Annotated in this window: 26 protein-coding genes; 19 read left to right on the top strand and 7 right to left on the bottom strand. The window is 67.5% G+C overall.

What is annotated here, in order from left to right; all coding sequences use genetic code 11:
- The first annotated feature begins 98 nt into the window (after positions 1-98).
- From EWE75_RS17715 to EWE75_RS17685, 7 genes are all read left to right on the top strand, one after another.
- The gene (locus EWE75_RS17715) at positions 99-482 is read left to right on the top strand and encodes a GtrA family protein (RefSeq protein WP_130159461.1); all 384 of its coding nucleotides are present in this window, start codon (positions 99-101) and stop codon (positions 480-482) included.
- On the top strand, positions 482-1210 hold the full coding sequence (locus EWE75_RS17710) for a class I SAM-dependent methyltransferase (protein WP_130159438.1): 729 nt from the start codon (positions 482-484) through the stop codon (positions 1208-1210). The genes EWE75_RS17715 and EWE75_RS17710 overlap by 1 nt, the downstream gene beginning before the upstream one ends.
- Positions 1211-1324: 114 nt before the next feature.
- Positions 1325-2221, top strand: coding sequence for a GTPase Era (era, locus tag EWE75_RS17705; protein ID WP_130159437.1), 897 nt, complete (start codon positions 1325-1327; stop codon positions 2219-2221).
- Between the two features lie 120 nt (positions 2222-2341).
- On the top strand, positions 2342-3487 hold the full coding sequence (tgt, locus tag EWE75_RS17700) for a tRNA guanosine(34) transglycosylase Tgt (RefSeq protein ID WP_130159436.1): 1146 nt from the start codon (positions 2342-2344) through the stop codon (positions 3485-3487).
- Positions 3484-3666, top strand: coding sequence for a hypothetical protein (locus EWE75_RS17695; protein WP_069203431.1), 183 nt, complete (start codon positions 3484-3486; stop codon positions 3664-3666). The genes tgt and EWE75_RS17695 overlap by 4 nt, the downstream gene beginning before the upstream one ends.
- 67 nt (positions 3667-3733) lie before the next feature.
- Positions 3734-6562 carry a M16 family metallopeptidase gene (locus EWE75_RS17690; RefSeq protein ID WP_130159435.1) on the top strand — a complete coding sequence of 943 codons (2829 nt, stop codon included), beginning with the start codon at positions 3734-3736 and terminating at the stop codon, positions 6560-6562.
- 179 nt (positions 6563-6741) lie between these two features.
- A complete protein-coding gene (locus EWE75_RS17685) occupies positions 6742-7788 on the top strand; it encodes a cell wall hydrolase (RefSeq protein ID WP_130159434.1) in 1047 nt (348 codons plus the stop codon).
- A 127-nt stretch (positions 7789-7915) separates the two neighbouring features.
- On the opposite strand, the gene EWE75_RS17680 is transcribed toward EWE75_RS17685, so the two are convergent.
- The 4 genes from EWE75_RS17680 to EWE75_RS17660 form a co-directional block, all read right to left on the bottom strand.
- Entirely contained in the window at positions 7916-8530 is a 615-nt protein-coding gene (locus EWE75_RS17680) for an FKBP-type peptidyl-prolyl cis-trans isomerase (protein ID WP_130159433.1), read from the bottom strand.
- Positions 8531-8617: 87 nt separating this feature from the next.
- On the bottom strand, positions 8618-8824 hold the full coding sequence (gene rpsU, locus EWE75_RS17675) for a 30S ribosomal protein S21 (RefSeq protein WP_069203433.1): 207 nt from the start codon (positions 8822-8824) through the stop codon (positions 8618-8620).
- A 109-nt stretch (positions 8825-8933) separates the two neighbouring features.
- Positions 8934-9236 carry a polyhydroxyalkanoic acid system family protein gene (locus EWE75_RS17670; RefSeq protein ID WP_130159432.1) on the bottom strand — a complete coding sequence of 101 codons (303 nt, stop codon included), beginning with the start codon at positions 9234-9236 and terminating at the stop codon, positions 8934-8936.
- A 92-nt stretch (positions 9237-9328) separates the two neighbouring features.
- Entirely contained in the window at positions 9329-9745 is a 417-nt protein-coding gene (locus EWE75_RS17660; RefSeq protein ID WP_130159431.1) for a VOC family protein, read from the bottom strand.
- Positions 9746-9932: 187 nt separating this feature from the next.
- Between EWE75_RS17660 and lnt the strand changes: the two genes are divergently transcribed.
- From lnt to EWE75_RS17645, 3 genes are all read left to right on the top strand, one after another.
- Complete coding sequence (gene lnt, locus EWE75_RS17655) at positions 9933-11471, top strand: apolipoprotein N-acyltransferase (RefSeq protein WP_231708435.1); 1539 nt, start codon at positions 9933-9935, stop codon at positions 11469-11471.
- Positions 11472-11541: 70 nt separating this feature from the next.
- On the top strand, positions 11542-12762 hold the full coding sequence (gene metK / locus EWE75_RS17650; protein ID WP_130159430.1) for a methionine adenosyltransferase: 1221 nt from the start codon (positions 11542-11544) through the stop codon (positions 12760-12762).
- A 64-nt stretch (positions 12763-12826) separates the two neighbouring features.
- Positions 12827-13645, top strand: coding sequence for a hypothetical protein (locus EWE75_RS17645; protein ID WP_130159429.1), 819 nt, complete (start codon positions 12827-12829; stop codon positions 13643-13645).
- A 6-nt stretch (positions 13646-13651) separates the two neighbouring features.
- Here the strand turns inward: EWE75_RS17645 and EWE75_RS17640 are convergent, their stop codons facing one another.
- Complete coding sequence (locus EWE75_RS17640; protein WP_130159428.1) at positions 13652-14509, bottom strand: formate/nitrite transporter family protein; 858 nt, start codon at positions 14507-14509, stop codon at positions 13652-13654.
- Positions 14510-14613: 104 nt separating this feature from the next.
- On the opposite strand from EWE75_RS17640, the gene trmB reads away from it, so the two are divergent.
- The gene (gene trmB, locus EWE75_RS17635; protein ID WP_130159427.1) at positions 14614-15294 is read left to right on the top strand and encodes a tRNA (guanosine(46)-N7)-methyltransferase TrmB; all 681 of its coding nucleotides are present in this window, start codon (positions 14614-14616) and stop codon (positions 15292-15294) included.
- Between the two features lie 166 nt (positions 15295-15460).
- Positions 15461-15937 carry a DUF2721 domain-containing protein gene (locus tag EWE75_RS17630; RefSeq protein WP_130159426.1) on the top strand — a complete coding sequence of 159 codons (477 nt, stop codon included), beginning with the start codon at positions 15461-15463 and terminating at the stop codon, positions 15935-15937.
- Positions 15938-16006: 69 nt separating this feature from the next.
- On the opposite strand, the gene EWE75_RS17625 is transcribed toward EWE75_RS17630, so the two are convergent.
- Positions 16007-16276 carry a hypothetical protein gene (locus EWE75_RS17625; protein WP_130159425.1) on the bottom strand — a complete coding sequence of 90 codons (270 nt, stop codon included), beginning with the start codon at positions 16274-16276 and terminating at the stop codon, positions 16007-16009.
- A 233-nt stretch (positions 16277-16509) separates the two neighbouring features.
- On the opposite strand from EWE75_RS17625, the gene EWE75_RS17620 reads away from it, so the two are divergent.
- The 7 genes from EWE75_RS17620 (at position 16510) to EWE75_RS17590 (ending at position 24368) form a co-directional block, all read left to right on the top strand.
- Entirely contained in the window at positions 16510-17223 is a 714-nt protein-coding gene (locus tag EWE75_RS17620) for a response regulator transcription factor (protein WP_130159424.1), read from the top strand.
- Positions 17220-18581 carry an ATP-binding protein gene (locus EWE75_RS17615; protein WP_130159459.1) on the top strand — a complete coding sequence of 454 codons (1362 nt, stop codon included), beginning with the start codon at positions 17220-17222 and terminating at the stop codon, positions 18579-18581. The genes EWE75_RS17620 and EWE75_RS17615 overlap by 4 nt, the downstream gene beginning before the upstream one ends.
- A 140-nt stretch (positions 18582-18721) precedes the next feature.
- Positions 18722-19417 (top strand): carbonic anhydrase, encoded by a 696-nt coding sequence (locus tag EWE75_RS17610; RefSeq protein WP_130159423.1) that lies wholly within the window; start codon positions 18722-18724, stop codon positions 19415-19417.
- The gene (locus tag EWE75_RS17605) at positions 19414-20928 is read left to right on the top strand and encodes a SulP family inorganic anion transporter (RefSeq protein ID WP_427915795.1); all 1515 of its coding nucleotides are present in this window, start codon (positions 19414-19416) and stop codon (positions 20926-20928) included. Before EWE75_RS17610 ends, EWE75_RS17605 begins: the two co-directional genes overlap by 4 nt.
- A 216-nt stretch (positions 20929-21144) precedes the next feature.
- Positions 21145-21972, top strand: a complete 828-nt coding sequence (locus EWE75_RS17600; protein ID WP_130159421.1) for a TorF family putative porin — start codon at positions 21145-21147, stop codon at positions 21970-21972.
- A 243-nt stretch (positions 21973-22215) separates the two neighbouring features.
- Positions 22216-23778, top strand: coding sequence for a hypothetical protein (locus EWE75_RS17595; RefSeq protein ID WP_130159420.1), 1563 nt, complete (start codon positions 22216-22218; stop codon positions 23776-23778).
- An 86-nt stretch (positions 23779-23864) separates the two neighbouring features.
- Complete coding sequence (locus EWE75_RS17590) at positions 23865-24368, top strand: DUF1993 domain-containing protein (RefSeq protein ID WP_130159419.1); 504 nt, start codon at positions 23865-23867, stop codon at positions 24366-24368.
- On the opposite strand, the gene EWE75_RS17585 is transcribed toward EWE75_RS17590, so the two are convergent.
- Entirely contained in the window at positions 24338-25000 is a 663-nt protein-coding gene (locus tag EWE75_RS17585) for a trimeric intracellular cation channel family protein (RefSeq protein WP_130159418.1), read from the bottom strand. The two genes, EWE75_RS17590 and EWE75_RS17585, sit on opposite strands and share 31 nt — an antisense overlap.
- Positions 25001-25170: the final 170 nt, after the last annotated feature.

Genomic DNA, 25170 nt, shown 5'->3' with positions numbered 1-25170 from the left:
TCGGCGCGCTCTACTAGGCGCGACGCAAAGGGCAAGTGAACGCGATGACATTGACTGAGCCGGGGACAAGCCGGTTGGAAACCATGCGATCGAGCGGGATGCTCGGCCAGTTGATCCGCTTCGGCATCGCCGGCGGCGTCTCGACGCTGATCTATTCCGCAGTCTATCTGCCGCTCACGCTCTACGTGTTCGAGCGGCATCATGCCGTCTATGCGGTGCCGTTCGCTTTCGCGGTGGCGGTGACGGCGGGCTATTTCCTGCACAGCCGCTGGAGCTTCAAAGGGCATGGCGCGCGCGAGAGCGGCGGCACGCAACAGGCCAAGTTCGTGATGGTGCAGGCATCCGGCATGGCGCTCAACGCGATCATCACCTGGGTCGGCACCGCGTTGCTCGGCTATCCGGCGTGGGTGCCGTTGCTGCCGGCGGTCGCGCTGGCTACGATCTTCACCTTCATCCTCAATCGCTGGCTGGTATTCGGATAATGGACCGCATCGTTTACGACCGCATGGCGGCGCATGATTCGACGCATTGGTGGTATCGCGCGCGCCGCGATATCCTTGCCGATTTCCTCACGCGCGAAGGCCATCTGCCCAAGGACGCGCGCATTCTCGAGATCGGCTGCGGCACGGGCCACAACCTGCCGATGCTCGCGCATTTCGGCACCGTCGAGGCGATCGAGATCGATCCCGCCGCGCGCGAGATCGCCAGCCAGCGGCTCGGCAAGCCGGTCGGAGCCGCCCCCCTGCCCGCGCTGACCGGGGTCGAGCGCGGCGCCTATGATCTCGTCGCGGTGCTCGACGTGGTCGAGCATATCGAGGACGATGTCGCCGCATTGAAGGCGATGGCCGAATGCCTCAAGCCCGGCGGCAAGATCCTCATCACCGTGCCCGCGCACCAATGGCTGTGGAGCGCGCACGACACCGTCAACCACCACCACCGCCGCTATTCCAAGGCGAGCCTCGCCAAGGCGATCGGCGCGGCGGGGTTGAAATCGCGCAAGCTCGGCTATTTCAACTCGCTGCTGTTCCCGCTCGCCGCCGCCTCGCGCATCGCCGGGCGGCTGACCGGCAAGGACGACAGCGACGATTCGCCCCCGCCCAAGCTGGTCAACACCGTGTTCGAGCGGATTTTCCGCTTTGAACGCCACCTGGTCGGTCGCGTGCCGTTGTCGCCGGGCGTGTCGATCGTGACATTGGCCTCACCTGCCTAACACCCCCCGTTCGGCCCGAGCGAAGTCGAGGGGCCGCCCCGAGCGCAAGTGTCTCGACTTCGCTCGACACGAACGGTTGTGGTAGTGGGGCGGAACATTCCAGAAAGCAGATTCATGACCGATCAAACCTGCGGCCTCGTCGCCGTGCTCGGCGCGCCCAATGCGGGCAAGTCCACGCTCGTCAACGCGCTGGTCGGGCAGAAGGTCGCGATCGTCAGCCCCAAGGCGCAGACCACGCGCACCCGGCTGATGGGCGTCGCGATCGAGGGGACCGCGCAGATCCTGCTGGTCGACACCCCCGGCATCTTCGAACCCAAGCGCCGGCTCGACCGCGCGATGGTGCAGGCCGCATGGGGCGGCACCGAGGGCGCCGACATCCTCGCGCTGGTGGTCGATGCCAAGGGCGGCCTCAAGGACAAGGTCACCGAAATCGCCGAGGCGATCGCGACGCGCCCCGAACCTAAATATTTGATTCTCAACAAGGTCGATCTCGCCGACAAGGCCAAGCTGCTGCTCCATGCCGAGCGGCTGAACGGCCTCGCCCCGTTCGCCGAGACCTTCTTCGTCAGCGCCACGACCGGCGATGGCCTGCCCGAGTTGAAGACGCATTTCGCCAGGGCGATGCCGGCGGGGCCGTGGCATTATCCCGAGGATCAGGTTTCCGACGCGACCGAACGCGCGCTCGCCGCCGAGGTGACGCGCGAGCAGCTCTACCTCCAGCTCCACGCCGAACTGCCTTACGCCAGCGCGGTCGAGACCGAGCAGTATAAGGAGCGCGAGGACGGATCGGTCGAGATCCACCAGCAGATCCTCGTCGAGCGCCCGACGCAACGTGCGATCGTGCTCGGCAAGGGCGGCACCCGCATCAAGGAAATCGGCGCGCGTGCCCGCGCCGAGTTGAGCGGCATCATGGGCCGCCCGGTGCATCTCTATCTCCACGTCAAGGTCCGCCCCGGCTGGGACGACGAGCGCGAGGTGTACCGCGACATGGGCCTCGACTGGGTCGATTGAACCCTAAGCCAAGTATGTTCCCCCGCAAAGGCGGGGGTCCAGACTGGCCCCCGCCTTCGCGGGGGAACAAGTGGCGAGACGATAGTTGCGACAATATCACCGAGTAGCTAGGCCTACCTCATGACGGCCCCGCGTTTCGAGTTCACCATCAGCGCCACCGACGGCAAGGCGCGCACCGGCACTATCCAGATGCGGCGCGGCGAGATCCGCACCCCCGCCTTCATGCCGGTCGGCACCGCCGCGACGGTGAAGGCGATGAAGCCCGGCGATGTCCGCGCGACCGGCGCCGACATCATCCTCGGCAACACCTATCACCTGATGCTGCGCCCGGGCGCCGAGCGCGTCGCGCGGCTGGGCGGGCTCCACAATTTTATGGGCTGGAACCGCCCGATCCTCACCGATTCGGGCGGCTATCAGGTGATGAGCCTGTCTGATCTCACCAAGCGCGACGAAAACGGCGTCACCTTCAAGAGCCATCTCGATGGCACGCGCCACACGCTCAGCCCGGAACGCTCGATCGAAATCCAGCGGCTGCTCGGCTCGGACATCGTGATGGCGTTCGATGAGCTGGTGCCGACCACCTCGACGCCCGAGGTGCAGGCCGCCGCGATGGCGCGCTCGATGCGCTGGGCGAAGCGCAGCCGCGACGCTTTCGATGGCGGCGGCACGCATGCCGAAAACGCCGCGATCTTCGGCATCCAGCAGGGCGCGCTCGACCAGACGCTGCGCGGCGATAGCGCCGCCGCGCTGATCGACATCGGCTTCGATGGCTATGCGGTCGGCGGGCTCGCCGTCGGCGAGGGGCAGGAGGCGATGTTCGGCTGCCTCGATTTCGCGCCGGGCCAGCTTCCCGCCGACAAGCCCCGCTATCTGATGGGCGTCGGCAAGCCCGACGACATCGTCGGCGCGGTCGAGCGCGGCATCGACATGTTCGATTGCGTGCTGCCGACCCGCTCGGGCCGCACCGGCCAGGCGTTCACGCGCGAAGGGCCGATCAACCTGCGCAACGCCAAATTCGCCGAGGATCAAGGCCCGCTCGACCCCGCCTGCGCCTGCCCGGTCTGCACCACATGGACGCGTGCCTATATCCACCACCTCGTGCGCGCCGGCGAGATTCTCGGCGCCATGCTGATGACCGAGCACAACCTTTACTTCTACCAGGCGTTGATGGCGGATCTGCGCGGCGCGATCGCGGCGGGTACGTTGACCGCGTTCGCGGATCGATTTCGATCGGCTTATGGCCGACACAAAGAGAGGGTGACATGACCGACGAGCTCAACGAAATCGCCGCAGCAGCCCGCGACGCCAAGCGCGCGCGCGAAGCCGCCGCCGATTCGACCGTCTACAATCGCCAGAGCTGGCCGATCGTGCCGATCGCGATTGGCGTCGGCTCGGCCGCGCTGGCGGCGGCGTTCCTGTTCGTCAACAGCAGCCGCAAGAAGTAACCCGCAGGCGTTGACAGCGGCGGCCGCGCGGCGAACAGATGGTGCTTCCTGTTCGCCGGAGATGTTGATGCGCCTGTTCCGTGCCGCCCTTCTGATGGGCGCCGCCCTGCTCCCGCTTACCGCGCAGGCCCAACCCGCCAAGCCGCCCGTCGCAGCGCTGAAGCCGCTCGACTTCACCGAGCGCACCTTGCCCAATGGCCTCAAGGTCTACGCGATCCGCGATACCGGCACGTCGAACGTGTCGGTACAGGTCTGGTACGATGTCGGCTCGAAGGACGATCCCGAAGGCCGCTCGGGCTTCGCGCATCTGTTCGAACATCTGATGTTCAAGGCGACGCGCAACCTCCCGCCCGAGACGTTCGACCGCCTGACCGAAGATGTCGGCGGCAACAACAACGCCTCGACCAGCGACGATTACACCGAATATCACGAGACCGTTCCCGCCAACCACCTCCAGCGGCTGCTGTTCGCCGAAGCCGACCGGATGGCGAGTCTCGTCGTAGACCCAGCCGGCTTCGCCTCCGAACGCGACGTGGTGAAGGAGGAGTTGCGCGGCGACTTCGCCCGGCCCTACGGCAAATTGTTCTCCGCCTATGCTTCGGCGGTGTCGTACAGCCGCCATCCTTATGCGCGCTCGACGATCGGCAGCATCGCCAACCTCGACAGCGCCAGCATCGACGATGTCCGCGCCTTCCACGCGGTCTATTACCGCCCCGACAATGCCGTGCTGGTGGTATCGGGCAATTTCGATCCCAAGCAGCTCGACGCGTGGGTCGATCAGTATTTCGCAGGCATCAAGCGCCCGACGACGCCGATCCCGCGCGTCGCGGTCACCGAGCCCGAGCGGACCAAGGCGACGCATTACACCGTCTACGAACCCAACACGCCGCTGCCGGCGGTGCTGATCGCCTATCCGGTGCCCGCCGACAAAGACCCCGACAACCCCGCGCTGACCGTCCTCAACGCAGTGCTGTCGATGGGCGAGAGTTCGCGGCTCTACGAAACGCTCGTCTACCGCGATCAGCTCGCCGCGCAGGCACAGAGCTATGTCGATACCAAGCAGGGGCCGGGCAACGTCATCCTGTTCGCGGCGATGGCGAGCGGCAAGCCGGTCACGGCGGGCGAGGCTGCGCTGCGCGCCGAAGTCGCGCGGCTGCGCGATACGCCGGTCACCACCGCCGAACTGACCGAGGCGAAGAACCAGATCCTCACCTCGGCGCTGCTCGGCCGCGAGACCGCCGAAGGCAAGGGCCGCGCGCTCGCCATGTCGGCGATCATCGACGGTGATCCGCGCACCTCCGATCGCCAGCTCGCCGAGATCGCCAAGGTCACCGCCGCCGACGTGCAGCGCGTCGCGCGCAAATATCTCCGCGACGAGCGTTCGGCGGCGATCACCTATCTGCCGCCCGAAGCCGCCCCCGCTGGCGCGAAGGGCGACACGATCGCGATCGCCGATGCCGTGCAGGTCGCGCCGCTGACCGCCCCCGCGCACATCGACACGCCGGTGCTGGCGAGCGAGGCCGACCGGATCGCGCCGCCCAAGCCGGGCACGCCCGTCACCGCCGCGATCCCCAGCCCCAACGAATTCCGCCTCGCCAACGGCCTGCGCGTGGTGGTGGTCGAGCGCCACGAACTGCCATTGCTCAGCGCCGCACTGGTGACGACCGGCGGCGGCGCCGATGATCCCGCCACCCGCGCCGGTCTCGCCGATCTCACCGCCGATCTGATGACCAAGGGCACCACGACTCGCTCGGCGACCCAAATCGCGCGCGAGATCGAGGCGCTGGGTGGCTCGATCTCCAGCGACGCCGGCTGGGACGGATCGGATGTCGACGTCACGATCAAGTCGGATCAGGCCGCGCCCGCGCTCGCCATCCTCGCCGATGTCGCGCAGCATCCGGTGTTCGCACCCGAAGAGATCGAACGCGCCCGCGCGCAGGCGATCGACGGCGTGACGGTGACACTCAAGGACCCCGGCCAGCTTTCCGGGCTGATCGCGGCGCGCGCCGTGTTTGGGGACGCGCCGTACGGCCATCCGCTGTCGGGCACGCCGACCTCGCTCAAGGCGATCACGCAGGGCGACATCCGCACCGCTTATGGCAAGGCATGGCGGCCCGGTCAGGCGACCCTGATCCTCGTCGGCGACATCACGGCCACGCAGGCCAGGACGCTCGCCGAAGCCAATTTCGCGCGCTGGTCCGCGACCGCCGCGCCCGCGCCAGCCGGCCCGATGGCGAGCGCCTATCCGGCGCCGCGCGTGATCGTCGTCGATATGCCCGATGCCGGACAGGCTGGCGTCGTCGTCGCGCGGCCCGGCATCGCGCGCAGCGACCCGAACTATTATCCGGCGAGCGTCGCCAATGCGGTGCTGGGCGGCGGCTATTCGTCGCGGCTCAATTCGGAAATCCGCATCAAACGCGGCCTCGCGTATGGCGCGAGCAGTTCGCTCACCGCGCATCGCGGCCCCGGCACGCTCTCGGCGCGCACCCAGACCAAGAACCCGACCGCACCCGACACCGTCGCGATCATGATCGAGCAGATGAAGCGCCTCGGCACCGAACCCGTCCCGGCAGCGGAGCTGGAAACGCGCAAGGCGGTGCTGATCGGCGGCTTCGGCCGCACCAGCGAAACCACCGGCGGCATCGCGGCGGTGCTCGGCCAATATGTACTGGAGGGCGTGCCGCTCGACGAACTCAAGCGCTACATCCCGGCAGTGACGGCGGTCGATCCGGCGGCGGTGACGGCGGCGGCAAAGGCGGTGATCGACCCCGCACGAGCCAGCATCGTCGTGGTCGGCGACGCCAAGCTGTTCCTCGATGCGCTGAAGAAAGCATATCCGCAGGTCGAGGTGATCCCGGCCAGCGCGCTCGATCTGGGGAAGGCAGGGCTAAAATGATCGTCGCCCCGGCGAAGGCCGGGGCCGCCGCGTAATCTGGCGAGCCGGGTGCCCCAAACGTAACGGCCCCGGCCTGCGCCGGGGCGACGAGACGTTACCTTAACCATTACCTGTTTCGCCGTGAGACACACGGGAAATGCCGGGAGCCGAACCAGGCCCGATCGGGTATGCGCGAGCGCATGACCCGGCCGCCCGCCCCCGAATCGCGACGTGATCGCAAGCTGACCGGGCTACACGTCGCCGGATTGTCGCTCCTGGTCTGCGCGGGCGTATCCGCGCACGCCGCCTATCGCGCGATTGAGGATCAGGGAACGCCGGCGGCCCCGGCTATGACCATAGCGCGCGGCTATGAGGTCGAGGATCATTTCCCCGGCGCTGCACTGCTCTACGCCGCCGACGACACCGCCGCCGCCGCGCTCGCCGCGCCGGCGCGGGGCACGACCGGCACGATCGACCTGCCCGATCTACCGCTCCCGCCCGAGGCCGCATCCTTCACCGCCGATGCCTCGATCCACCCCGCCGCGCCGTTCGATATGCGCCGCGCCACTGCGCTCGATCGCAGCCGCGCGCTCGAATGCCTGACCACCGCGATCTATTACGAGGCGGCGAGCGAGTCGGACGCTGGCCAGCAAGCGGTCGCACAGGTGATCCTCAACCGCGTCCGCCACCCCGCCTTCCCGGCGACGGTGTGCGGCGTGGTCTATCAGGGTTCCGAGCGGAGCGGCTGCCAGTTCAGCTTCGCCTGCGACGGCGCGATGGCGCGCGGCCAGCCATCACGCGCCTATTGGCTGCGCGCGATGCGAGTCGCGGCGGCAGCGCTCGGCGGCTATGTCAGCGCGCCGGTCGGGCTGGCGACGCATTACCACACTTATGCCGTCACCCCGGCGTGGAACCGGCATCTCGTGATGACGGCGGCGATCGGCGCGCATTTCTTCCACCGCTGGCAGGGCTGGTGGGGCACGCCCGGCGCGTTCCGCCAGATCTATGCCGGCGGCGAACCCGTCCCCGGTCCACATGCCCGCATCCTTGAGGCGCAGCCCATACCGGCCATCACACTCGCGGCAGCGACCGTCCCGCTCCCGGTGCCGCGCACCCTGCCCGCAACGATCCAGCCGGCCTATGCGCAAAGCGGCACGCCGATCACGCCAGCGCACGCCGCCGAGGCACAGCCCGGCGATTCACAGATCCTCGATCGCTGGAAAGACTCGGGCAAGCCGCTGCAATAGTAGCCGCATCCGATCGTCCCACGGAACCGATTGGGGTTCCCGACACAAGAAGCGCCCCGTTCTCGCGAACGGGGCGCTTCGATATTCCGTCGATGAAAGCGGCAGCGCCGAAGCGCCGCCCGCCGCATCACTGCCCCGGCGGGACCGCGCCCGGCGCCGCACCGGCCGGCGGAGCCGAACCCGGCGCGCCACCCTGCTGCTGCTGCTGCTGCATTTGCATCTGCTGCTGCATCTGCATCTGGCGCAGCGTCGCCTCGGGGATGAAATCGAGCAGGTCGACCGTGAACACCAGCACCGAATGCGCCGGGATCGGGCCACTCGCCTTGTCGCCGTAGCCGAGGCTTGGCTTGATCCAGAACTGGTATTTCGAGCCCTTGGTCATCAGCTTCAGCGCCTCGCTGAAGCCCGGCACGACGCCCGTCACGGGCATCGGCGTGGGCTGCTGCGACTTGTCGAAGGTGGTGCCGTCGAGCAGCTTGCCCTCATAGTTGACGAGCGCGACGTCGGCGTCGGTCGGCTTCGCATCGCCCTGGCCCGGCGACAGCACCTTGTACTGGAGGCCCGACGGCGTCTCCACCACACCCTTGGCGTGGCGGTTCTTGGCGAGGAAGCTCGTCACCGGGTCAGCCGGCGCCTGCATGGCGAGCGCTGCGGCCGCGACCAGCGCCAGCGCGACGCCGATCCACACATACATCAGCACGCTGCGGCGGATCGGCTTCATCGGTACGGCGGTGATCGACATGGGCAGCCCCCGGAAACACCCGGCGCGCGCGCCGAATCAGGTCGTTACGATATGATGGACGAGGGCGTCACCGCCCCCGTCACCCGCTTACCGGGCGCCGTCACGCTCCAGGCGCTTGCGCTCGAGCTTGCGCGCGCGGCGGATGGCGGCGGCGCGCTCGCGGGCGCGCTTCTCGCTGGGCTTCTCGTAGTGGCGGCGCAGCTTCATCTCACGATAAACGCCTTCGCGCTGCAGCTTCTTCTTCAGGGCGCGCAGCGCCTGGTCGACGTTATTGTCGCGAACGATGATTTGCATAAAACGCTCAAACTCCGGATCAATAGAAATCGGTCGTCGCGAGGCATGGCCCGCGCCGCAAGGCGAGCGCCCTACACGCGCCCGCCACGGTTTTCAACCTCTTGTTGGCTCAGGCCAGCAGCTTCGGCCCTTCTTTGGCCAGTTTCGCGCGAATCTTGTCGGCGAACAGCCGCAGGAACGGCGGCAGATCGACCTCTGCATGGACGCGATCATCAAGCAGATCGACTCGGCTCGCCACGCGCTGCCCCATCGCGACGATGGTGACGTGGAGCGAGTCGCCATCCCAGCGATGTTCGGTGACGGTGCTGCCCGGCAGCATCGTCGCGGCCTTCTGCATCCCTTCCTCCAGCCGCGCACGCACGATCGCGCGCGTATGCTTGTGCGGGATGTCCATCGTGATCGGGTCGGGCATATGTTTCTTTCAAACCGTTCGTGTCGAGCGAAGTCGAAACACCTGCGCTCCGGTTCGATCCCTCGATTTCGCTCGGGACGAACGGATATGGGCTACTTCGCAAATATCATGTCATCGTTTGCGAACGCCTTGAACTCCAAAGCGTTGCCGCTGGGGTCACAAAAGAACATCGTCGCCTGCTCGCCGGGTTGGCCGACGAAGCGGATGTGCGGCTCGATGCCGAAGCGCGTCCCCGCCGCGCGCAGCCGTTCGGCGAGCGCCTGCCAGTCGGCCATCGTCAGCACCACGCCGAAATGCGGCACCGGCACGTCATGCCCATCGACCGGGTTCGCCACCGCGACCGGCTTCGCCGCGGGATCGCGATGCGCGACGATCTGATGCCCGAACAGGTCAAAGTCGATCCATGCCGCCGCGCTGCGCCCCTCCGCGCAGCCAAGCGTATCGCCATAAAAGGCGCGCGCGGCGGTAAGATCATGGACGGGAAAGGCGAGATGGAACGGGCGTGGCATGGTTGACGTGATAGCGCGATTCGCCCTCTACAGTCACCCCGCACCCTTCGACAAAGCTCACGAGAGCCTTGTTCCGGGGTCCACCGTTCCGCATACGCGCCTGCCGAGGCTCTGGCGGTCCGGTGGATGCAGGAACGAACCGACGTGGCGTTAAGTGAGGTGCCGAGTGGCAAACAAAATCGTCTCGATGATTGCGAACCGCCCGGCCCTGGCCTGCCTTTTACTCGGCGGCCTGGCGGTGCTAGGCTTCGCGCCGTGGGGGTGGTGGCCGGTTACGCTCGCCTGTTTTGCCGCGTGGCTGTGGCTGGTCCACGCCGCGCCGACCATCCGCGCGGCGTTGTGGCGCGGGTGGCTGTTCGGGCTGGCGCATTTCACCCTCGGCAACATCTGGATCGCTGAGGCCTTCTCCTATCAGGATGCCGTGCCGCATTGGCTCGGCCCGGTCGCGCCGTTCCTGCTCGCGCTGTTCCTTGCGATCTACCCGATGCTGGCGGCGGGCGTGGCGTGGCGCTTCCGCCGCACGCAGCCCGACGTTGCCTATGTGCTGGTGTTCGCCGCCGCGTGGATTGTTACCGAATATCTGCGCGGCACGCTGTTGACCGGCTACCCGTGGAACCCGCTGGCGGAAATCTGGCTGCCATTGCCGGGGGCCTCGGCCTTACTGGCCTATATCGGCACCTATGCCCTGTCGGGCCTGACGATCGTCGCCTCGGGGGCGCTGACGTTGCTCGCGGTGCGGCGATGGCGTTTGGCGGCGGGAACGGCTGTCGTGCTCGCGCTGCTGACGCTCGGCGGCGTCCAACTGCCGCTTACCCCGGCCGTGGTGCCGGCCGACGCCCCCCGCGTCCGCATCGTCCAGCCCGATCTCGATCAGGAACAGCGCCCGCGCGACGATTATCCGATCGCCAATTTGCGCGCGCTGATGAAGCTCGGCGGCACGCCCGGCCCCGCCCCGCGGCTGATCCTGTGGCCCGAGGGCGCGTTGCGCTTCAACATCGAGGACGGCTATCCGGCGCAATACAATTACCTCGCCGATCCGGGCGAAGTCCGCGCCGCCATCGCCGCGCCGCTCGGGCCGCGTGACGTCGTGCTCTCGGGCGGACAGGCGCTTCAGTTCGACACACACGAAAACCTCGTCAGCGCGGGTAATTCGATCTTCGCGATCGATGCGCGCGCCCGGCTGATCGGCCGCTACGACAAAGCGCATCTGGTGCCGTGGGGCGAATACCTCCCCGCGCGCCCGCTGATGTCGGCGATCGGCCTGTCGCGGCTGGTGCCCGGCGATATCGATTTCGCGGCCGGCCCCGGTCCGCGCACGCTCGCCTTGCCCGGCTTCGGCAAGGCGGGGTTTCAAGTCTGCTACGAAATCATCTTCTCAGGCAATGTCGTCGATCCCAAACATCGCCCAGACTTCCTCTTCAACCCCTCGAACGATAGCTGGTACAGCCGCTCCGGCCCCGAGCAGAACCTCGCGCAAGCCCGCCTGCGCGCGATCGAGGAAGGCCTGCCGGTGCTGCGCGCGACCTCAACCGGCGTGTCCGCGATTATCGACGCGCACGGCCGCGTGCTCGCGTCGATCCCGTGGAACACCCGCGGCGCGGTCGAGGCGCCATTGCCCCCGCCCCTCCCGCCCACGCTGTTCGCACAGTTCGGCAATTGGCTGGCCGCGATCGTTGCATCCGCAATGCTGCTGTTGGCCGTTGCCTTCCGCTGGTGGCGCCGCTAGGTGGTCATATAAGGAAAGCTTTATATCGCCGTTCCGGGGTCCGGGACCGCGCCAGCAAAGGGCAAGATTGATGCGTGCTTCGTTCCTGTTCACCTCCGAGTCGGTCTCGGAAGGTCATCCCGACAAGGTCGCCGACCAGATTTCGGACGCCGTGGTCGATCTGTTCCTGTCGAAAGATCCCTATGCGCGCATCGCTTGCGAGACGCTGACCACCACGCAGTTGGTCGTCCTCGCCGGTGAGATCCGCTGCAAGGGCGTCTATGAGGACGGCGCATGGGCGCCGGGCGCTCAGGAAGAGATCGAAGCCGCCGTCCGCGCGACGGTGAAGCGGATCGGCTACGAGCAGGACGGCTTCCACTGGGAGACCTTCCGCTTCGAGAACAACCTCCACGGCCAGTCCGCGCACATCGCGCAGGGCGTCGATGAGAGCGGCAACAAGGACGAGGGCGCCGGCGATCAGGGCATCATGTTCGGCTACGCGACCGACGAGACCCCCGATCTGCTGCCCGCGACGCTCTATTATTCGCACCGCATCCTCGAGAAGCTCGCTTCGGATCGCCACAACAAGGTCGTGCCGTTCCTAGAGCCGGACGCCAAGAGCCAGGTGACGCTCCAGTACGAGAACGAAGTGCCGGTGCGCGCGACCGCGCTGGTCGTTTCCACGCAGCATGCGCCGGGCTATTTCGACGATGGCGGCGAAGGTAGCGATGCGGCCAAATATCAGGAACTGCGCGACTATGTCGTCGGCGTGTTCCATGAAGTGCTGCCGGAGGGCTTCATCACCGACGAGACCAAGATCTACGTCAACCCGACCGGCCGTTTCGAAATCGGCGGCCCTGACGGCGACGCCGGCCTGACCGGGCGCAAGATCATCGTCGACACTTACGGCGGCGCTTCGCCCCACGGCGGCGGCGCGTTCAGCGGCAAGGACCCCACCAAGGTCGATCGCTCGGCGGCCTATGTCGCGCGCTACATGGCGAAGAACGTCGTCGCCGCCGGCCTCGCCCGCCGCTGCACGATCCAGCTCTCCTACGCGATCGGCATCGCCGAGCCGCTGTCGCTGTATGTCGATCTGCACGGCACCGGCACGGTTTCCGAAGCGAAGATCGAGGAAGTGCTGCCCAAGCTGGTCCGCCTGACGCCGAAGGGCATCCGCGAACACCTCCAGCTCAACGCGCCGATCTACCAGAAGACCGCCGCTTACGGTCACTTCGGCCGCAAGCCCGAAGGCGACAGCTTCACCTGGGAAAAGACCGATCTGGTCGATGCGCTCAAGGCGGCGGTGGCGTAACGCCGTTTCGCTTTTCGCGTGAATGGATTAGCCTCCCGGGACAGGGTTTCCGGGGGGCTTTTTCATGCGTCTTGTGCTCTCGATTGCGGCTTTCCTTACCGCATCCACTTCCGCCGTCGCGGCGACACCACCGAAGCTGACCGACGCGGAACGGGCCGCAGTCGCACTTGCGGAACGGCGTGGCGCGCTACTCTACAGCTACGATCAGGCGGCGTGGCACGGTACCGACGATCTGCTCGGCAAGATTGATCGCGCGAAACTCACATCGGGCGGCTGGATCGTCGATGGGCCGGCAGATGCGCCCGAACTCGTTTTCTTCGACACGTCGGCGGCACAGCCCCGCGCCATCTACATTGCCGACTTCAAGGATGGTAAAATCGTGTCCTCGCGCGTCATCAAGCCCGATGATGCCGCGCCGATCTCGCCGATCCGCCAACGCATGATCGCCGCGCTCGCAGTCGCGCGCCTCTCCTTCGCCCAGCAGCAGGTTAAGCTGTGTTCGAAGGAGAGGCCGAACACCGTCGTGCTTCCACCGGACACGCCTGACGGCCCAATACTCGTTTACCTGCTAACACCCCAGCCGGACATGGGCACCTTCCCGATGGGGGGCCATTACCGCGTTGAAGTGTCGTCCGCAGGCAAGGCCGGTCCGGTTCATGCGTTCGCTAATACCTGCATCAACGCCTCCATGCAGGATGTGAAAGGCAAAGCACCGGCCTCCCTGTTCGTCACCCATTTACTTGACCCAACACCCACCGAGGTTCACGTATTTACGTCGCTTGCGGCGCATCTGCCGGTGCTCGTCGCCACGATATCAAACCGTTATCTGTGGACTGTGACCGGCCCGCACGTTGTGGCGAGCACGGTGCTCCCTAACAAATGACGCGCGTCAGTGCGCCCGCCGCTCCAGCCGCCGCTGCCTGCGAGCCTCGCGGCGTTGGCGCCGCGTCTCCTCGGTCATTTCGCCGCGCACCTGCCCGTGCGCGAGCAGCGCGAAGATGCCTGCGCCGCCGATCAGGTTGCCCACCACCGCCGGCACGATCAGCCCGAACACCGTGCGCAGCGCATCGGCGTGGCCGGTATAGAACAACAGGAACGCCTCGCTCGACCCGACCACCGAATGCGAGAAGCCGCCGATCGCCACCACCCATGTCACCGCGAAGATGACGAGGAAGGATTGTTCGCGCGCGTTGGGCAGCGACCAGGCGAGGATCGCGATCAAAAACCCCGCAGGCACCGCATTGACCAGCGTCGCGAACGGCGAATGGTCGAGGATCGGCAGCGCGACCGCGATCATCGCATCGTGCGCGCCCGCCGAACCGAGTCCGCCGAACGCGATCACCGCCGCCCCGGTCGCGGTGCCGATCAGATTGGCGCCGAGCACCACGCCCCACAATCGCAGCGTGCGCAGCAGCGATTCGCGCGTCGGATCGCTCACCAGCGGCAACACTGCGGTGATCGTGCTTTCAGTGAACAATTGCATCCGCCCAAGGATCACGATCAGGAAGCCGACCGGATAGCCCATCGCCACCACCAGATCGCGCCACACGCCCGTCGGCAGTTTCTGGTACAGCACGCCCTCGGCCAGCAGCGAGGCGTTGATCGCCAGCCCCGCCGCGATGCCCGACCAGAACAGCGACGCGAGCGGACGGCGAAGCTCGTCCTCACCCTCCTCGCGGATCGCCCGATGCAATTCCTTCGCGTTCGCCGCCTTGAGATCGTCGACGCCGCCTGTTTCGTCCGCCAAAACCCGTCCTTCCCTGTTGTATCGCGGGGAACGGCTGGCCGCGTGAATGTCTCCACTCCGAAAGGGTGACGGAACGCGACGGCTTCGCTATCGCCTGCGCGATCATGAACGACCCAACCACCATCCGCCGCCTCTACGGCCGCCGTCAGGGCCACAAACTGCGGCAAGGCCAGTCCGCGCTGGTCGAGGATTTGCTGCCGCGCGTCAGCATTCCCGAAACCGGCCCGATCGACGCGTACACGTTGTTCGGCGAAGATCGCCCGCTCGAACTGGAGATCGGCTTCGGCGCGGGTGAGCATCTCGCCGGGCAAGCCACGATGCGCCCCACCCACGGCTTCATCGGCTGCGAGCCGTTCCTGAACGGCGTGGTCGGCGCGCTCAACCACATCCGCGACGGCGCGCTGGAGAACGTGCGGCTGCACATGGGCGACGCGCTCGAGGTCGTCGAGCGGCTGCCCGACGCTTCGCTCGACCGGCTCTATTTGCTCCACCCTGATCCGTGGCGGAAGGCACGCCACGCCAAGCGCCGCATGGTCAACCACGGCCCGCTCGACCTGATCGCCGCCAAGCTCAAGCCCGGCGGCGAATTCCGCCTCGGCACCGACGACCCGACCTATTGCCGCTGGGCGATGATGGTAATGAACCAGCGTCGCGACTTTCGGTGGTTGGCGGAAACCGCGCGCGATTTCCTGGAGCGCCCCGCCGACTGGCCCGAGACGCGCTACGAACGCAAGGCGCGCCGGCAGGGGCATGAGGTCTGGTATTTCCGCTATGTGCGACAGTAAGGCGTAGCCAAACCCCGCCTAGACGAAAAACGCCGCACTGGCCGGCAGGCCTGGCCCCAGCGTCGCACGGCACACGCGCCGGGCTGGTCGGCGACTTGGTGCACACCGCATCATTTCGCGCAACCTCACTTGCACATAGCGCATGCGGCTTGCACAAAGCGGCACCATGAATTCCCTGCCCAACGCGATCCCCGCGATCCAGACGATCGCGCAGGCGATTCAGCTTTCGCTCTCGCCGATCTTCATGCTGACGGCCATCGGCGCGCTGCTCAACGTGCTCGCCGGGCGGCTGTCACGCGTGGTCGATCGCGCGCGCGATCTCGAAGCGCTTCATCCGCGCTCCGCCGGGCCGGAACACGATCGTCACGTTTGGGAATTGCGCATCCTCGACAGGCGCATGAGCGTCATCAACCGCGCGCTGGTGCTCACCGTGTCGAGCGCGGTGATGACCTGCACGGTCGTCGCGATCCTGTTCGTCGCGGTGCTGTTCAAGCTGCACATCGGCACCGTGGTCGCGCTGTCGTTCATCCTCGCGATGATCCTGCTGATCGCCGGGCTGATCTCGTTCCTCGTCGAAGTGCATATGTCGCTGACCGCGATCCACATCCGCCCCGAACTGCTCGAAGACGGCAAAGACGCGTAGCACACGGCAAAACGCGCCGGCGCGCTGATGCGGCCGACGCGTTCACGATCCTTGCGAAAGTCGCCGCGATTAGTTGGTCGCGGCGATCTCCGCCTTGCGCTCGACGGTGGCGAGCGCCGCGCCGCACGATGCCGGCGCCGCTGTCATGTGCGGGGTCTTGCCAGACAGGTGCAGCGGCGCGGCGGCTTGCGTGCAGCCGCGCTTGTTGGGGTGATAGCTTACCAGCGGCGTGGTCTTGCCAGCGGGCGCCCAGCGCATCTGGTGCGTGTCGGACAGCGATTGCGCCGCGACGGGGGCAGCAATCAAGGCAAGCGGGAGCAGGGCGAACTTCATGTACATCACGGGCGATCCTCTCATATCGAGCAATGAGACCAAGGTAGCCCGCCGGTTTTGCCCGCACCTGTCTGGTTCGTGTTGAAACATGACGCGTGCCGTTCCGGTCGGTTGCGCCATCGTGACAAAGTGTTGCTCGTCGTCGCACGTCGCCAACGACCGGCAGCGTAGCCGTTGATCGCACGCACCGTCGCGCCTAGACCTTGCACCATGTTTGCGTTTCAAAGACCCGCCGCCGCGTGAGCGAACCCGTCATCATCCTGGTCGAAGACGACCCGCCGCTCCGCACGCTCACCGCGCGCGCGCTGCGTGAAAACGGCTATGCGGTCCACACCGCCGGCTCCGCGCCCGAGCTGTGGATCGCGTTCGACAACGTGCCCGCCGATCTGATCGTGCTCGACATCATGCTGCCCGGCACCAATGGTATCGACCTGTGCCGGCAGATCCGCCGCAAGAGCGACGTGCCGATCATCTTCGTCAGCGCGCGCGGCAGCGAGGAGGACCGCGTGATGGGCCTCGAACTCGGCGCCGACGATTATCTCGCCAAGCCGTTCGGCACGCGCGAGCTGATCGCACGGGTGCGCGCGGTGCTGCGCCGCCGCTCGGGCAGCGACAGCCTCGGCGGGGTCGAGCGCCAGGACGAAGCGCATTTCGATGGCTGGACGGTCAACTTCCCGCGCCGCGAACTGCGCGCGGAAAGCGGCGCCACGGTCGAGCTGACCGGCGCCGAGTTCGATCTGCTCGCCACCTTCGTCGCACAACCGCAACGCGTCATCGCGCGCGAGCGGCTGATCGAATTGTCGCGCACGCGGCTCGGCGAAAGCTCGGATCGCAGCATCGACGTGCTGGTCAGCCGCCTGCGCCGCAAGCTTTCGGCGACCGGCCAGGACGCGCCGATCGTGACGGTACGCGGCATCGGCTATATGTTGCGCTCTGCGGTGACCCGGTCCTGACCCTCGCGCGGCGCATCTCGCTCGGGCTGCTCGGGCGGCTGCTCGTCATCCTGCTGCTGACCATCGTCGTCGAATTCGGCGCGAGCACTTTGCTGTACGAGCGCGCGTCGGAACTGTCGCTGCGCGAGGACGAGGCCAACCGCCTCGCCGAACATCTCGTCGTCTCGCGCAAATTGCTCAACGAATGGCCGGCGGACCAGCGCGTGCGGATCGCGCGCGAACTGGCGACCGATCGCTACCGGATCGGCTGGAGCCCGGTCGATCCCAACACGAGCACGTTCCGCCCGCAGCTCGGCAGCATGCAGGGCCAGATCCTCGCGTGGGAGCCCGATCTCGCCCGCTCCAACCTGCGGCTGCGGCTGCCCGCGCTCCACCAGGATGGGTCGACCGTACTCGGCGACCTGCAACTGGCGGACGGGAGCTGGATGACCTTCCAGATGCGCGGCATCACCAGCGCGTTCAATCCCTCCTACGACCGTATCCTGCGCGCGCTGCTCCCGGCGATCCTGCTTGCCATGCTCGCCGGGCTGCTGATCCGTTCGACGCTCAGGCCGTTGCGCGGGCTGATCCGTGCGTCGCATCACGTCGGCCTCGGCCTGCGCGGGCTGATCCGTGCGTCGCATCACGTCGGCCTCGGCCTGCGCGCGCCGATCGTGGAAGAAGGCTCGGCCGAGATCCGCAGTCTGATCCACGCGTTCAACGAAATGCAGGACCGCATCCATGAATTGATCGAGAGCCGCACCCAGGCGCTGGCGGCGGTCGGCCACGACCTGCGCACGCCGCTCGCGCGACTGCACTTGCGGCTCGAAGGCATCGAGGACGATGCCTTGCGCGGCGAACTCGCCGAGGATGTCGCCGAAATGAGCGAGATGCTCGGCTCGCTGCTCGCCTTCTTCGGCGGGCAGAGCGACCCGGAAAAGCCCGCCCTCGCCGATCTCGCCGTGCTGGTCGCCACGCTGGTGGACAATGCCGCCGACCGCGGCCTCGATGCCACCTACGACGGCCCCGACCATTTCGAACTGCGCGTCCGCGCCTCGGCGATGCGCCGCGCGATCGCCAACCTCATCGAGAACGCGCTCCATTACGGCGAGCGCGCCCGCGTGCGGCTGGAGGCCGACGCGACGCGCGTGTGCGTCATCGTCGAGGACGACGGCCCCGGCATCCCGCCGGAGCGAATCCGCGACGTGCTCACGCCCTTCGTCCGCCTCGACGAAGCGCGGGCGCGCAACACCAAGGGCATGGGCCTCGGCCTCGCCATCGTCGCGAGCGCTGTCGAAGCCGAAGGCGGCACGCTGACGCTGGCGAACCGCGCAGGGGGCGGGCTGACGGCGACGATCCTGTTGAAACGAAACCCCTAAAACCTCCGCACACCCCGTTTTCCCGGCGCGAATGACCGGAAACACTTTGTCACGTCGCCGCTGCGTCGCAGCAAGATTGCCTCCGTACATTGGAAATCTGGCGCACCTCCGTGTGTGCGCGTTCCAAAAGGAGTGCGGCAATGAACGAATTGATCGGGCGCGTTTTCAGCTTTGAAAAGACCGTCTTCCCCAACCAGAGCGCCCTGTTCGGCCAGCTCGTCCGCGACGGACAGAGCCCCAAGGCCCTCATGATCTCCTGCGCCGATTCGCGCATCGTGCCCGAGCAGGTGTTGCAGGCGAACCCCGGCGACCTGTTTGTCTGCCGCAACGCCGGCAACATCGTGCCGCCCTATGGCGAGATGCTCGGCGGCGTGTCGGCGACGGTCGAATATGCCGTCATGGCGCTCGGCGTGCGTGACATCATCGTGTGCGGCCATTCGGACTGTGGCGCGATGAAGGCGGTCGCCAATCCAAAGGGGCTTGAGGCGATGCCCAACGTCGGCTCGTGGCTGAAGCATTCGGCTGCGGCGGAGAGCGTCGTGTCGAGCGGCTATCCCGAACTCTCGCCGACCGAGCGTGTCCACGCCATCGCGCTGGAGAACGTCGTCGCGCAGATCGCGCATCTGCGCACGCATCCTTCGGTCGCGGCCGGCGTCGCGCGCGGCCAGATTTCGCTGCACGGCTGGCTCGTCGATATCCATGCCGGCCTCGTGCTCGGCCTCGACGGCGCGAGCGGACGTTTCGTGCCGATGCGCGAAGGGTCGCCGCTGCCGATCGCGCATGCCGCCTCGCAGCGGCTCGCCGCCGACTTCGCGCTGCCCGAGGCAGCGGAATGATGACCGCCGCCGATAAGCCCAAGGGCTGGATGACCCGCGACATCGCCGCGTCGGTCGTCGTCTTCCTCGTCGCGATGCCGCTCTGCATGGGCATCGCGATCGCATCGGGCGTGCCGCCCGAGAAGGGCCTCGTGACGGGCATCATCGGCGGCCTCGTCGTCGGTCTGTTCGCCGGATCGCCGCTCCAGGTGAGCGGCCCGGCGGCGGGCCTCGCCGTCATCGTGTTCGAACTGGTGCGCGATCACGGCCTGTCCGCGCTCGGCCCGATCCTCGTGCTGGCCGGGCTGCTCCAGCTCACCGCCGGCATCTTCAAGCTCGGCGGCTGGTTCCGCGCGATCTCGCCCGCGGTTGTCCACGGCATGCTCGCCGGCATCGGCGCGCTGATCGTGGTCGGCCAGTTCCACACCCTGTTCGACGCCAAGCCGCTGTCGAGCGGCCTCGCCAACCTCGCAGCCGTCCCAAGCCGCGTGATGGGTCTCGATCCCAGCAACATCGCCGGCACCGAGATCGCGCTCGGCATCGGCCTGCTCACCATCGCGCTGATGATCGGTTGGGAAAAGCTCCGCCCGACCTCGATGAAGCTCGTCCCCGGCGCGCTGATCGGCGTGGTCGGCGCGACTTTGGTCGCGTGGTTCGCCAGCCTCAACGTAGTGCGCGTGAGCGTCCCCGAATCGATCGCGGCGGCGGTGGCGGTGCCCGATGGCGGCTTCCTTGCCCCGCTGCTCACCAACCCCGCCCTCCTGCTCAGCGCGGTCGCCATCGCCTTCATCGCCAGCGCCGAGACATTGCTGTCGGCGGCGGCGGTCGATCGCATGCACGACGGCGTCCGCACCGACTATAACAAGGAACTGCGCGCGCAGGGCATCGGCAACCTGTTGTGCGGCGCCGCCGGCGCGCTGCCGATGACCGGCGTGATCGTGCGCAGCTCGGCCAACGTGCAGGCCGGCGCGACGACGCGGCTTTCGACCATCCTCCACGGCGCCTGGATTCTCGGCTTCGTCGCGCTGCTGCCGTGGCTGCTGCGCGAGATCCCGATGGCGGCGCTCGGCGGCGTGTTGGTGGTGACGGGCGCACGGCTCATCAGCCTCAAGCATGTCACGCATCTGTTCGCGCATTACGGTGTGTTGCCGGCGCTGATCTGGGCGGCGACCTTCGTGCTGGTCGTGACGACCGATCTGCTGACCGGCGTACTCGCTGGCCTGGCGCTCTCGCTGATCGAACTCGCGCCGCATGTCCGTCGCCTGAACCTCAAGGTCGATACCAACCACAGCGCCGAACGCAGCCACGTCCGGCTCGATGGCGCCGCGACCTTCCTCAGCGTGCCCAAGCTCAACAAGGCGCTCGACGCACTGCCCGAGGGCAAGCCGCTGACGCTTGAACTCCACGGCGTTCCGGCGATCGACCATAGTTGCGCCGAACTGCTGCGTGAGTGGCTCGGCCGCCAGCGCAAGCGCGGCTACGAGGTCGAACTGCTCGGCTCCTCGGCGCACCTGTACCGGCTGGCCGCGTAGAACCACGCCACAGGTTCGGAGAGACATTGGGGGAGGTGGTCCATACGGACCGCCTCCCCCAGACACATTTTGTCACGAACCGGCAACGCTTGAGCCAAGCCGGCCTGTCACATCCGGGGCTCCCGCAGCGGATGCCGCCCCGGTCAACCAACCGAGAGGCGCGCACCGCGCGGGCGCAGGCGGGGACGTTCACCGATAAAAGGGGAAGGTCTTCCAATGAAATACGCAATCGCGCTCGTCGCCTCGCTACTTACGGTAGGTTTGGGCGCGGCGACCCCTGCCCTCGCGCAGGAAGAAGCGCCGCCCAAGCCGATCACGGTCTCGGGCAGTGTCGCCTTGGTTACCGACTATCGCTTCCGCGGCGTCTCGCAGACCGACAAGCAGATGGCCATTCAGGGCGGCCTCACCGCCACGCATGAGAGCGGCTTCTACGCGGCGCTGTGGGGATCGAACCTCGCCGGATGGGGCCAGTTCGGCGGCGCCAACATGGAACTCGATGTGATCGGCGGCTACAAGCACAGCTTCGGCGGCACCACCGTCGATGTCGGCCTTACGTGGTATATGTATCCGGGCGGCAGCGACAAGACCGACTTCGCCGAGCCTTATGTCAAGCTGAGCCACACGCTCGGCCCGGTCTCGCTGCTCGCCGGCGTCGCTTATGCGCCCGAACAGCAGGCACTCGGCAACTGGAGCAACACGCCTGAAAGCCGGATCGGCGACAAGGAAGACAATCTCTACGTGTGGGGTGATGCCGCCGCAGGCGTCCCCGGCACCGCCCTCACCGTGAAGGGCCATGTCGGCTATTCACACGGCAACCCCGGCCTCGGCCCCAACGGCACCAGCGTCACGCCGACCGGCAGCTATGTCGATTACCTCGTCGGCGCGGATTACGTGCTGTCGCCGGTCACGCTCGGTATCGCCTTCGTCGGCACCGACATCAAATGGCGCGATTCGCTGTACCTCCAGCCGAACTTCTCCAGCACCAAGGACGGCAAATCGATCGCCTCGGGCAAGGTGCTGTTCTCGGTCAGCGCGGGCTTCTGATCGACATCCCTCCCTCTCCGATCGGGAGAGGGAGGGAGGAGCGAAGCTGTTGCGGTCGCCGAGGGTATTCGACGTGACTCCGCAACACCGACAGCGACAGATCGAGCGCCTCCCGCGCCGTCGGGGCGCGCACGAGGAAAGGCGCGCGCTGCCCAAACCCGACATGAACGATGAAGCCAGATCACGTTCAGATGCGTTGTGCGACGTTACGAGGCCGTTTCGACCTACGAAGGAGCACGAGCGATGTTTCGAGCGCGAGCACTGTTCATCACCGCAAGCGCGCTGGCGCTCGCCGCGTGCGGTCAGCAAACCTCACAGAACGAGCAGCCCGCGACGGGCAACACCGCTGCCGCGACCGGCAACACCGCAGCGCTGCCGCCGCTGCCGCAAGTCCAGCCGCTCGTCAGCGGCCCCGCCGCCCCCGTCCGCACCGCGCCCGCCGCTGCCGCGCTGCCGCTAACGCGGCGGATCGCTTATGCCCCAGCCCCACAGGCCGACACCTACGCCTGGATCGACCGCGCCGACCGGATCAGCGACACGATCGGCGACGCGCCGCCCGACTACGCGTTCGACTATGACGGCGGCGTCCAGCCCTATGGCTGGGATCTCGCGGGCGGCTACCGCACCTATGCGGAGCCGGTCGATGGCGGCTACCGCTATTATTACTACCAACCGGGTGATGACGCACCATACCTCGTGCGCGATCCCGCTTACAGCTACGGCTATTCGGACGGGCGTGTCGTCACGGTGTATCGCGACGGACGCGCGCTCGCCGCAGACCAGGCCCGGCAGCGGGCGGACGATGCCGCGCGCTATTATGCCCGCGCGCGCGCCTTGTACGTAGCGGCCGGCCAGCGCGAACGCCGCGGTGTGGTCGCCGCGCAATGGGCGGAACGCCGCGAGCAGATCGCCCGCCAGCGCGCCGATTGGGACCGCGCACGCCGGGACGACGCGCAATGGCGCGCCTATCGCGACCGCCACGATGCCGAAGGCGCCGCTGAACTCGCCGCCGAACGCAATCAACGCGCGCAAGCCGCGCAACGCTTCGATCGCTGGCAACAACAGGGCGGCCGCAACGCGCCGCCACAGCTTTACGCGCAGCAGGCCGCATACCGCCAACAGGTTCGCATCGACGAGCAGCGCGACGCGCAGCTTCAACAGCAACAGCGCATGCGGCAGCAACAGGCGGTCGCCGTCGAGCAGCAACGCCAACGCGCCGTCGCACAGCAAGCGCAACAGCAGCGCGTCGCCGAACAGCAGGCGGCCCGCCAGCGCGCCGAACAGCAGCGCGCGAGCGCCGATCAGCATCGGCAGGCGCAGCAGCAGGCTCAGGCGCAACGTCAACACGCGCTCGATGCCCGCCAACAGGCGATCCGCCAGCAACGCGAGGCCGCCGGCCAACGCGCACAGGCAGAGCGGCAACAGGCCGAACACCAGCGCGATATCGCGCGGCAACAAGCCCAAGCCGCCCACCAGCAAGCCATCGGCCAACAGCGGCGACAGGCACAGGCCGAACGCCAACGCGTGATCGAGCAACGCCGCAACGATCTCCAGCAGCAGCGCCAGCAAGCGCAAGCCGCTCGCCAACAGGCAGCCGAGCAGCAACGCGCGCAGGGCCAACAGCGCGCTGCGGAGGCCCGCGCCGCCGAACAGGCCCAGCGCGCCCAGGCCCACGCCGCCGCCCAGCAACAGGCGCAGGCTGCGCGGCAGCAGGCACTGGCACAGCGCGCGCAGGTCCACCCGCCACGTCGGCCCGAACCGCCCCGCCCCGCGCGACCGGAAAACCCGCGCCGCGACCAGCACTAACCCCTTGCCGACCCGGCGGCACGCGCCCATGTCGGCGCGGCGCCGCCGGACCGTCCCGGAGAGCGTGAAGAAGGGAAAATCGATCCGTGCCCAGCCTCTATAGCGTGTCCGTGCCGATCTTCGTCCGTGGCCTGAAGAACCTCGATCACGTGCTCGCCAAAGCGATCGATTGCGGAATCGACGCGCAATCTCTGGTCGAGGCGCGGCTGATCGAGGACATGCTGCCGCTCACCCGCCAGGTCCAGATCGCCTGCGACACCGCCAAGTTCGCCGCGATGCGTGTCGGCAATGCGCCGGCGCTGCCGATGACCGACGACGAGACGACGCTCGCCGAGCTGCGCGCACGGATCAGCAAGACGATCGCCTATCTCGAAAGCGTCGATCCCGCCGGCTTCGACGGGCGCGAGGATGCCGAGGTGATCCTCAAGCTGCCCAAGACCGAGCTGACCTTCACCGGCGCCAGCTACATCACCGATTTTGCGCTGCCCAACTTCTTCTTCCACGTCACCACCGCTTATGCGCTGCTGCGCATGAAGGGCGTCGGCATCGGCAAGATGGATTATCTGGCGGGCGGCGTGGGCGTCGCCTGATCGTCGTCGCGACGATACGCCGGTAGCGCGATCCGCCAGTGGATCGCCGCCGCGCGCAGCGTGAAGCCGGCGACGGCGGCGACCGGCGCCGCGATCGTCGGCGGCACGCCAAGCGCGACCAGCGCGACGTGCGATCCCGCCGCCAGCGCCGCCGCCGTCACGTACAGTTCGGGCCGCATCAGGATCGACGGTTCGCCCGCCAGTACATCGCGGATGATCCCGCCCACGCAGGCGGTGACGACCCCCATCAACGCCGCCGGGATCGGCGGCACCCCGAACGCGAGCGCCTTGGCCGCGCCGAACACCGCATAGGCCGCGAGCCCGACCGCATCGAGCCACGCCAGCGTCGCCCCGCGCCACCACCGTACCGGCGTCCACCACACCAGCACCGCCACGCCGAGGCACACGCCCGCGACCAGCGGATCATGCACCCAGAACACCGGCACGCCGATCAGCAGATCGCGCACCGATCCGCCGCCCACACCGGTGATCAGCGCGAAGAAGGTCGCGGTGACGAGCGTCTGGTTACGCTGCGTAGCCGCGAGCGCGCCGGTACAGGCGAACACCGCGATGCCGAACAGATCGAGCCACGGAAGGATCGAGCCGACCTGCCAGGGAAGTGCTGGGTGCATAAGGAGGGGTTTAGACGCGGGTGGGGCGTTGCGCCACCACCCGTCGCCCCGGCGAAGGCCGGGGCCGCTGTGGGTTAAGCGAACCGCTTGCCAAGCCAGCAGCCGGCCCCGGCCTCAGCCGGGGCGACGTCGAGCAGCGCCGCGGGCAAAGCCCGCGCCGTCGGTCGGCG

The organism is Sphingomonas populi, from assembly GCF_004208535.1.
GTDB classification, from domain to species: domain Bacteria; phylum Pseudomonadota; class Alphaproteobacteria; order Sphingomonadales; family Sphingomonadaceae; genus Sphingomonas; species Sphingomonas populi.
The sequence above is the reverse complement of the archived record's forward strand: the minus strand, read 5'-3'. Positions and strand labels throughout refer to the sequence as shown.

Coding starts and splice junctions, on each gene's coding strand:
- EWE75_RS17715 (WP_130159461.1), top strand. CDS start 99: ATGCTCGGCCAGTTGATCCGCTTCGGCATCGCCGGCGGCGTCTCGACG.
- EWE75_RS17710 (WP_130159438.1), top strand. CDS start 482: ATGGACCGCATCGTTTACGACCGCATGGCGGCGCATGATTCGACGCAT.
- era (WP_130159437.1), top strand. CDS start 1,325: ATGACCGATCAAACCTGCGGCCTCGTCGCCGTGCTCGGCGCGCCCAAT.
- tgt (WP_130159436.1), top strand. CDS start 2,342: ATGACGGCCCCGCGTTTCGAGTTCACCATCAGCGCCACCGACGGCAAG.
- EWE75_RS17695 (WP_069203431.1), top strand. CDS start 3,484: ATGACCGACGAGCTCAACGAAATCGCCGCAGCAGCCCGCGACGCCAAG.
- EWE75_RS17690 (WP_130159435.1), top strand. CDS start 3,734: ATGCGCCTGTTCCGTGCCGCCCTTCTGATGGGCGCCGCCCTGCTCCCG.
- EWE75_RS17685 (WP_130159434.1), top strand. CDS start 6,742: ATGACCCGGCCGCCCGCCCCCGAATCGCGACGTGATCGCAAGCTGACC.
- EWE75_RS17680 (WP_130159433.1), bottom strand. CDS start 8,530: ATGTCGATCACCGCCGTACCGATGAAGCCGATCCGCCGCAGCGTGCTG.
- rpsU (WP_069203433.1), bottom strand. CDS start 8,824: ATGCAAATCATCGTTCGCGACAATAACGTCGACCAGGCGCTGCGCGCC.
- EWE75_RS17670 (WP_130159432.1), bottom strand. CDS start 9,236: ATGCCCGACCCGATCACGATGGACATCCCGCACAAGCATACGCGCGCG.
- EWE75_RS17660 (WP_130159431.1), bottom strand. CDS start 9,745: ATGCCACGCCCGTTCCATCTCGCCTTTCCCGTCCATGATCTTACCGCC.
- lnt (WP_231708435.1), top strand. CDS start 9,933: ATGATTGCGAACCGCCCGGCCCTGGCCTGCCTTTTACTCGGCGGCCTG.
- metK (WP_130159430.1), top strand. CDS start 11,542: ATGCGTGCTTCGTTCCTGTTCACCTCCGAGTCGGTCTCGGAAGGTCAT.
- EWE75_RS17645 (WP_130159429.1), top strand. CDS start 12,827: ATGCGTCTTGTGCTCTCGATTGCGGCTTTCCTTACCGCATCCACTTCC.
- trmB (WP_130159427.1), top strand. CDS start 14,614: ATGAACGACCCAACCACCATCCGCCGCCTCTACGGCCGCCGTCAGGGC.
- EWE75_RS17630 (WP_130159426.1), top strand. CDS start 15,461: ATGAATTCCCTGCCCAACGCGATCCCCGCGATCCAGACGATCGCGCAG.
- EWE75_RS17625 (WP_130159425.1), bottom strand. CDS start 16,276: ATGTACATGAAGTTCGCCCTGCTCCCGCTTGCCTTGATTGCTGCCCCC.
- EWE75_RS17610 (WP_130159423.1), top strand. CDS start 18,722: ATGAACGAATTGATCGGGCGCGTTTTCAGCTTTGAAAAGACCGTCTTC.
- EWE75_RS17605 (WP_427915795.1), top strand. CDS start 19,414: ATGATGACCGCCGCCGATAAGCCCAAGGGCTGGATGACCCGCGACATC.
- EWE75_RS17600 (WP_130159421.1), top strand. CDS start 21,145: ATGAAATACGCAATCGCGCTCGTCGCCTCGCTACTTACGGTAGGTTTG.
- EWE75_RS17595 (WP_130159420.1), top strand. CDS start 22,216: ATGTTTCGAGCGCGAGCACTGTTCATCACCGCAAGCGCGCTGGCGCTC.
- EWE75_RS17585 (WP_130159418.1), bottom strand. CDS start 25,000: ATGCACCCAGCACTTCCCTGGCAGGTCGGCTCGATCCTTCCGTGGCTC.